Below are 8494 nucleotides of genomic sequence, written 5' to 3' on the forward strand. Positions count from 1 at the left end.
ATGAATACGAGAGATGGGGTAATCGGCCGTTCGCCAATCGCCAGTAGGCTCTGCGGACATCACCTTCAAAAGGAGCGAGACATGTCCAAGGTCGTCGGCCTCGATATCTCTCTGCAAAAGACCGCTATTTGCGTGCTCGAGCGCAACGGTGAGGTGGTCTGGCAAGGCAAGGTGGGCAGTGATCCTGGGTCGTTGATCGAGAGACTTCGACCGTGGCAGGGGGAGATCGATCTGGTCGGTCTCGAGGCCTGCCCACTCTCGGAATGGCTGCATCGCGAGTTGGTCGCCGCCGGGTTCGAAGCCATTTGCATCGAGACCCGCCATGCCCAGCGCTTCCTGTCGACAAGGCCGGTCAAGACCGATCGGAACGACGCCCGCGGAATCGCGGAGATGATGCGCATCGGGCATTACCGCCCGGTGCACGTGGAGTCGCCAGACGCACAGCTGACGCGAACCATCCTGCAGGCGCGCCGCCAGATCGTAGCAAGCCTTCTCCAGGTCCAGGGCACCATCCGCGGGCTGTTGAAGACTCACGGCCTTAAGATGGGACGAACTCAGCGGCAGCAGTTCAGCAAGCGGGTTCGAGACTTGGCTTCCGAGATGCCGTCCCTGGCGATCGCGTTCGGGCCACTCCTGCGGGTATTGGAGCGGCTGCTAGAGGAGCGCCACGGGCTCGACCTGCTATTGGCCAGGGCAGCTCGCCAAGATGATGTCTGCCTGCGGCTCATGACCATCCCCGGCGTCGGTCCGATCACCAGCCTGGCCTATCGAGCAACGTTGGACGACCCGGCGCGCTTCGTCTCGTCCAAGGCTGTCGGTGCCCACATCGGCCTGACACCCAGGGTTTATCAATCCGGAGAGATCGATCGATCCGGACAGATCAGCAAAGCCGGCGACAAGATCCTGCGGCACTTGCTCTATGAGGCGGCGTCGGCACTGATGACGCGCACGGCCCAGCATTCAACCCTCCGGGCATGGGGTATCGCGATCGCACGTCGCCGCGGCGCCAAGCGAGCCCGGGTCGCGGTTGCCCGCAAGCTTGCCGTGATCATGCACCGCATCTGGGTCTCCGGGGGACGGTTCGAGCCGGAGGTGGGAAGCAAGGTGCCGGCCAGCGCATAGCTAGGCCGACACTCCCTCCCGCCTCACCGACCGCATCCTGGACGACGGGAGCGGCCAGTCCGCCACGATCCCTGCGAGCCTCCCGGGGCACTCGCGCGCAGAGAGCTTGGACGGCCGAACCCTCGAATCCCCATCCTGGGGCGGCGATGCCGACCCCGTACAGAAGCGCGATCCAGGAGGTGGTCCAGCGATGCTTCCAACCGACAGTCTCGTCGGACCGCTTTGCCATGCCTGAAGCGTCAACTCCGGTGAACAGAGGCTGTCGCGCATGCGCCGAAGAGCGGACATGGCCGGATACGACCCAAAGCGGTCACTGGTATGATGACGGGCAGACTGTCCTGCACCGCTGAATGTCAGGTCATATTTGGGGCAATTCGCGTCGCTTGAGTGCTATGTCGCGAAGAGTCGCACCGATGACCCGCTTGCCCGGCTTTTCAACGATGACAACGACATTTCCTCCGTAACAAGAATCGACACTCCGCTCCGCAGAAGGCCTGTTGGGTAGGTCATCCTTCTCCTTTAGACAGAAAACAACGTAGTAATACGATTGATCTTGTTCCGTGGTAGTTGTAAAATTCTTCACATCGAAGATATAATTTTTTTCCAGGTACTCAGTCGCGGATTGCTCCGGCTCAGATTTGATGTGGCTGCTGCATCCCAAAGCGAACAATGACACGGCGATCAACGCAATGATATCTCTCGCGAATTTCATTAATCCACTCCCAATGCCGCACAAATTTCGAAAGATTTATGATCTCGTTTTAGGCGCATCGCGCTGCCGCACGAGCTTGGCTTGGTCAGGCCAATATCCGCCTGCCACGGTGATTCCATCATGGAGGGATTGTCAACCGTAGCCGACAGATCCAGGCAGCCGCGACAAGGCACCTCACCTCCGTCCGCTTTCCGCCCATCTCGGCCGGCCGGGCCGAATCGAGGCTGCCCGAAAGCGGCCGTCTCGCCCGGCGCTGGAGAGCGGACATGACCGGACGCGACCCAAACCTGACCTCTGCTAAGGTATAATTCTACTGAAGGCCCAATCTCGAGCCAGACACTCAAACGTCTCATCCCTAAAATAGAATAGAAAATGTCGGCACGGTTCAATTTCCAACCCGACAAAATTCCAGTCGGTCGGCTTAAGCATGAGCGGATCGTCTCCAGTGATCTCGTAAAACTCACCCCATTGTGGCGCCCGACGGCTATATCGGCATTGGCCTGAATACCAACCCTCGTCGTTAGTGGCGCCGAGCCGCCAACGTGAGCATACGCCGAAAACCAACTCTCCAATCTCTCCCTCTCGCGCTTGATAGGCCCAAGGATTGAGGAGAAACCTCAGACGGACTTGCTGATCAATCACCTCGACGCTCGGCAAAGGAGCGTTCGGCTCGGCATTCCAATCGTGGTTGAGGTGGTGGAACGCTGGATTGGCCATCGGCTACGTTTACTTGCCTCTATCTCTGCCGTCCATCCTCTCGATCGGGACGCATCTGACACCTCCTCAGGTCCGCTTTCCGCCCAACGCGGTCGGTCAGGCCCACGCCAGAGCACCCAAGAGCGGACACACTCCTCGGCTCCGGAAAGCGGACAAGGCGCGATTCGACCCTATCCGGTCCTCTGCTCCGGGCGGAGAGTTATAGCCTCCTAAGTTTCGCTTTTTATGCCATAACACCTGTTCGCCTCGGATAACGGAAGCCTCTGTAAGGTGACATTTAGCATACACTTGGCAACGGCTTGGTTGCTTGGCAGTCCAGGCTCTCCGTTGGCATAGTACGCGCGGAGCCATGAAAATGCTGATTGTGATTTCGTAGCGGCGCGTCGATACAGATCCCAGGCTTGCGTCAATGATGCACTGGGTTCGCCCTGATCATAAGGCCTCTTGTGCCACCATAGAATGAGTTCTGCGTATGCCTGCTCGGCCACCGGATCGCCGCTCTTTACTTGGCTCGACAATGCCCCAAGTGCTTTTAAGTATTGCCTATCCTCTGCATTAAACACCTCTGCCGCAAGCTCTACGCCATCGCGAATGCTGTGTTTCTGACCAGCCCCGTTCGCAGCAGCGTTACCTTGCGTGGTCGGATGGCAGGCGGATGCAACTATCAGCGGCGCCAGCACGCGGACGAGCCATGTAGACAACTTCGATCCCCCTACGATCCAATTGCGAGCACGGCCATCCTAATACACATGCCTCGTCGGACGACCGCTTTCCGCCCATCTCGGCCGGCCAAGCCCATGGCCGGCTACCCGAGAGCCGACATCGCCCTCGGGTCCGGAAGCGGACGAGGCTCGATTCGACCCGAAGGCGACTTTAGCACCAGTGTCCGTTGATCGGGGGGAGGGGCGTCGAAGGTTGACACCAAACCTCCTCGAGGACAGTGACTACTTCGGAACTTGTGTGATGGATTCATATATTCCGATAGGTTTCTCAGTTCGCTTATCAATAAGGACCCATAGATCTCCGTCAAGAATATAGACTTGTCGTCCCTGTTGATCCGTATATGGATTTTGAGGAGAAACAACGGCGAGCCATGACGATCCGTGATCACGGATTTCGACCGCCGAGCCGGCAATGTGAGCATCTGGAAATTTCGACTCAGCGTACTCTCGTGCGGTCGTTGTTAGGCGACTCCCCATTAAAGGCTCCTTACGAGAGCAGGAGCTTGTTACGCCTATAGCGAGAGTGCAGATGACCGGTATCCAGAAATGATTTGACATTTAACCCTCTATCGGAATTGAAATCACTCTATTATTAAAGAAGCACGAAATAATGTCGAGCCCTGCAGTACGCCCGGCAGTCCACAGCCAAGCCTTCATAGCTTGATCGAATTTCCGCTTTCCGCCCCCTGCGGACGGCCAGGCCGGCTGCGGGGTGCCCGAAACCGGCCATGCGACTCGGCGCCTTGAAGCGGACATGACCGCATGCGACCCGAAGCGGACTCGTCGATAGGGCTACCTTCTTCTATAATCTTCCAATTGCATGGGAGGTGATGTTGGGCGTCAGATCGTACCTAATGGTTTTTTGCATTACGCTTTCACTCACCTCTATAAGCAGCAGGGCTGATGAGTTAATTATGCCGGATAATTGGCGAATCCCGCCGGAAGGTCTCGTTCGTGACGAAAAGGCAGCCATTTCGATAGCCCGTGCGGTTTGGATCTCTATAAATCCAGAATTGGCTCAGAATTTTGCAACCGACGAGATTTGGCAGAGTTACATGATAGCGAAATTGGATGGTGATGTTTGGATTGTGGAACCTCGACCAAATCCAAATGTCATACGTGGTGGAGTTCGTATTGCTTTGTCCAAGATAGATGCAAGAATACTGAACATATACTGGTGGCAATGACTTCGCATGGCATAATCGTTCTTCCTTCTGTTCAGTTTGGATTTGCGCAATTTTGTCCCAAAATTCTGCGATTCGCCTATTGCGACCTATCGCAAATTTCCGCTTTCCGCCCAACGCGGTCGGCCGGGCTGACGGGGGGGCGCCCGAAAGCTGCCTTCGCAGTCGGCTCCGGAAAGCGGACTGACCGCACTCGACCCTTCTCGGCCGGCCGGGCCGAATCGAGGCTGCTCGAAAGCGGCCGTCTCGCCCGGCGCTGGAGAGCGGACATGACCGGACGCGACCCGAAGCCGCCATTGTGCTTACTGGTTGTGAAAATGCGGGCTATGGGACAAGGATGTCGTGATATGCAATCAAAAAGCCGATCGTTGTCGGAATGTGGTAGATAGTCATTCTTATCTCTAGGTCAGAGATTTCTCCTGAGGTTAATTTCAGCGGGGCATCTATTGCCCATCCTGTGCCATCGTTCAATCTGTTGATATGAAATGGGCAATCAGCATGTGTTGCAGGTGGAACGAATTCTCCGGGATATAGATTCATTTCGTTGAAATAATATTCTATATTCCCTCTGATGCGATAATATCCCTTTTGCAGTTCGGCGCGGTCCCGGCTGACCATAGCCGAAACGGCCTTCAGGACAAGAACTGAGAGAAATTCCTCGTCGTCCATATCGAGCCGAGATGAAGAGAGATTCAGCACCGGATCTGATATCACCCAGTTAGACCGCTCGCGCAAGGGACGATCAATAGGCATTCGCGACACGAGAGTTCAAGCATGGGTCCGCTTTCCGCCCATCTCGGCCGGCCGGGCCGAATCGAGGCTGCCCGAAAGCGGCCGTCTCGCCCGGCTCCGGAAAGCGGACCTGACCACACCCGACCCTTTGCTGACGCTTCATTGCTCAGGCATAGTTTAAAAAAAGGAGATAAGGCATATGTCGACGGATTATTTTTTGGAGCAATTAGCCAGCGAAAATGAATCTCGGAAGGCGCTATCCGAGTTGCTTCCAGGGCAGACTGATCCGTGGATCCTCTGGTGTGGAGAAGACGATGTGCTAGCCTTCTTCGACTTCAATGCCTTTAGCGAACATCCCGTATGCATCTGCGCCAGGGTTAGCGGACGGCACTACGGCGAAGATGAGCCTGTTTTGGCAGTCCTGAGGCAGTTACAGCAGCGGATCGGCGGCGTCATTGAGGACGACTACGGCAACGTGCTCTAACCCGGCAGGTCCGCTTTCCGCCCTTCTCGGACGGCTAGGCCGGCTGTAGGCTTCCGGAAAGCGGCCTTCTCGCCAGGCGCCGGAGCGCGGACATGACGGGATCTGACCCGAAGCGGTGCGCGCCACTAGGCGCAGCTGCCGTTAAGCGACGTCGGCTGGTCTGCTTGGCCAAGCACCAGAGCGAACCGCGTCGGCCAACTGGCCGATCGTAAGCGGTCTAACCTCGCGTCTCGGCAGGAACCGGTGAAGCGCCCACGCGCATACGAGAGATGATCCGAGCGATAGAGCTACTGCGGCAAAATGCGGAACATGGGACGGCGCTGAAATCATCCCAACGACACCAGCGACGATGATGGAAAGAACACCGATAAATGCTGAGCGCAACGTCATGCCTTCCGGATTGAAATAAGAAAGCCATTGCTGCTCAAGGCGTGCGAAATCTGTTCCAAACCGACCCCTGATCCACTCGATCAATTCGACGGCATCATCGCCGTCGATACGCAAATCGTGCAGCACTCGGGTCGATGGCGAGACCATCGAGCGAGGTATCCCGTAATCTCGTTCGAGCAGACTCGTGATTGCTGCCACTGGATCGTCAGCCATGGTCGAAGTTTAGCGTGCGCGCTCAATGTCCGCAAACCGCCCTTTCCAGCCGGGCTGGCCGGAGGGACCGCGCCGAAAGCCGCCAATGGGCGGGCTTCCCTTGATGTTCGAACACCATCGCCGCACCGGGATCGATGAGAGTCTCCCACCATGTGACAAGTCTGCTTTCGGGCACGCATGGATCGCTGGAAACGTCCGCTTCGTGGAAGCCAATAGGGCCTGCGGTCGTCCGCTCAGAGCCCGAATGCCCCCGTCGGCGTTCGCCCAAACGAATGCCGCGACTCCATCGTCGACGCCCCTTGACGGCGCTCATCCGATTACAGAAGGGATCGTCACCCGCAGGGCCGAGATGCCGATCGGCGGCTCGGTGCAGCTCGGCGCCGCCGGCGCCTAGCGCAATAGAGCCCGGTGACCGGTCCCCGGGCCGGGCACTCGCCCACTGCCCGCTTCCAAAGGCCCTTCGACACCTGCAGCGACTGCGATTCTGGTGCGGAGCCGGCGCTTCATCTCCGCAATCCGCTGATCGCAGAGTCCCTCCGGATTCTGGTTGTCGTTGGCGTGCAGGTGAGGCGGGATCGCAGCGTTCATGAAATCAGGTCAAGGTATGCCGTCCTCTGCCATGAACGCAGACGACCGAGTCCTGTTCCGTCGTCGGCCCAAGGCGACCGATCTGGAAATCCTCACTGCATCGTCTGCGGCATCGCGTCGGTCCGCTCTTCCGCCCAGCCTGCCACCTGAAGCAGATGCTGGGCCATCTCACGCGCCTGCTCGGCGGTAAGCGCCAGCGGCAAGCTCAATGCATCGTCGTTCGGACACGTCGGGCTCGGGAGATACCGTACTTCCACCAAGCAGCCTTTCTCGGGCAGCGTGCCCATCGACCAGCCGCTCACCGGAAACCAGTGATCGGGACAGGACTCGTCGCTCATGTTGCCTCCTCACGCCAGCTTGGCCGCGATCTGGTCCATCGTGCAGCGCTTCGGCGGCTTGTCTTCTCGCCAGCGCAAGAGCCTGGCGCCGTGGCGCATGTGATTGTCGGTGATGTGGTCGGCCGAGACCTCGACCACCTGCTTCGGCTTCACCGGGATCGGGTTTCGCTCGCGACCCGTCCAGCGACTGGGCCCGCCTGGCGCCCGGCCGGTGAAGGCGAGCTTCCCGCCAATCAGCGGCCTGATGCGCCGCTCCATCTCCGGATCGGCACGTCCGACGCGGAGGCGGCCGACATAATGAAGCAGCCCGGCGTCGTCATAGAGCCCCAGCAGCAGCGAATCGATCTGCTGGCCCGGCCGCTTGTAGTAGACGCCGGCGACCACGCAATCGACGGTCTTCCAGAGCTTGAACTTGCGCATGGCCCGGTCGCCGGGCTGATAGGGAAGGTCCAGCCGCTTCGCCACGATGCCGTCCAGCCCGAGCCCGATCTCCTCGAGCCAGCACAGTGCAAGGGCGTGATCGGTCGTCGCCGGCGACAGCATGATGGTGGCCAAGTGAGGGTCGATGCCCTCAAACAGCTCCTCGAGCATCGGGCGGCGCTCGCGCAATGGCCGTGAGATCACGGATCTGCCGTTCTCACCGGCCAGCAGATCGAAGGCCATGAACGTCGCAGGATGCTCGGCCGCCAACTTGGCCACCCGGCTTGCGGCCGGATGAAGGCGCAGTTGCAGGAGTTCGAACGTGGGCTGTCCGCGGACGAAGGCCAGGATCTCGCCGTCCAGCACAAAGCGGTCAAGGGGAAGCCCAGCCAGGGCCACAACGAGATCGGGAAAATACCGGCCGAGCGGCTTCTGGTTGCGAGACTGAAGCTCGATGCGCTCGCGATCCTTGAAGGCGATGCAGCGGAAACCGTCCCACTTCGGTTCGTATTGCCAACGGGAGCCTTCGGGGAGTCGATCGACCGACTCGGCCTCCATCGGCTCCACGGACAGCGGGACGTCGACCCCGGCCATCCGGCCGTGCGAATCCTGATTGGCTGGCTCTTGGCTCACCAGGAGTGAACAGCCTGGCACAGAGGGCAAGTTCCCGTCCGTGAGACAGGATGATATTCGGCGGCCGTGGCGATCCCGAGAGACTACGTCGTCCTGAACTTCCGATTGAGCGACGCCAAGTCGGACCGCGACGGTAGATTGCCGAGGAACTGGACGGCTTTGACGAGTTCGTCGACTTCGGCATCCAGGTTCTCGGCTTCATCATCGATCACGGTCTCCGGCAGAAACTCGCCAAGAGC

At 58.9% G+C, this 8494-nt stretch carries 7 protein-coding genes; 2 read left to right on the forward strand and 5 right to left on the reverse strand.

The features are described 5' to 3' along the window. The first annotated feature begins 81 nt into the window (after nt 1–81). The gene (locus tag FFK22_RS39835) at nt 82–1122 is read left to right on the forward strand and encodes an IS110 family transposase (protein ID WP_186002924.1); all 1041 of its coding nucleotides are present in this window, start codon (nt 82–84) and stop codon (nt 1120–1122) included. 358 nt (nt 1123–1480) lie between these two features. On the opposite strand, the gene FFK22_RS39840 is transcribed toward FFK22_RS39835, so the two are convergent. Both FFK22_RS39840 and FFK22_RS39845 read right to left on the reverse strand, forming a co-directional pair. Beyond that, nucleotides 1481–1834, reverse strand: a complete 354-nt coding sequence (locus FFK22_RS39840) for a hypothetical protein (RefSeq protein ID WP_138892362.1) — start codon at nt 1832–1834, stop codon at nt 1481–1483. Nucleotides 1835–4781: 2947 nt separating this feature from the next. Then, a complete protein-coding gene (locus FFK22_RS39845; protein WP_138892363.1) occupies nt 4782–5210 on the reverse strand; it encodes a hypothetical protein in 429 nt (142 codons plus the stop codon). 178 nt (nt 5211–5388) lie between these two features. Between FFK22_RS39845 and FFK22_RS39850 the strand changes: the two genes are divergently transcribed. Next, complete coding sequence (locus FFK22_RS39850; protein WP_138892364.1) at nt 5389–5673, forward strand: hypothetical protein; 285 nt, start codon at nt 5389–5391, stop codon at nt 5671–5673. Nucleotides 5674–5814: 141 nt separating this feature from the next. Here the strand turns inward: FFK22_RS39850 and FFK22_RS39855 are convergent, their stop codons facing one another. From FFK22_RS39855 to FFK22_RS39865, 3 genes are all read right to left on the reverse strand, one after another. Further along, nucleotides 5815–6276 (reverse strand): hypothetical protein, encoded by a 462-nt coding sequence (locus FFK22_RS39855; RefSeq protein WP_138892365.1) that lies wholly within the window; start codon nt 6274–6276, stop codon nt 5815–5817. A 680-nt stretch (nt 6277–6956) separates the two neighbouring features. After that, a complete protein-coding gene (locus tag FFK22_RS39860; protein WP_138892366.1) occupies nt 6957–7202 on the reverse strand; it encodes a hypothetical protein in 246 nt (81 codons plus the stop codon). Nucleotides 7203–7211: 9 nt separating this feature from the next. After that, nucleotides 7212–8216 carry an ATP-dependent DNA ligase gene (locus FFK22_RS39865; RefSeq protein WP_138892367.1) on the reverse strand — a complete coding sequence of 335 codons (1005 nt, stop codon included), beginning with the start codon at nt 8214–8216 and terminating at the stop codon, nt 7212–7214. Nucleotides 8217–8494 lie beyond the last annotated feature (278 nt).

This window comes from Mycobacterium sp. KBS0706, assembly GCF_005938675.2.
Taxonomy (GTDB): Bacteria; Pseudomonadota; Alphaproteobacteria; order DSM-16000; family Inquilinaceae; genus Inquilinus.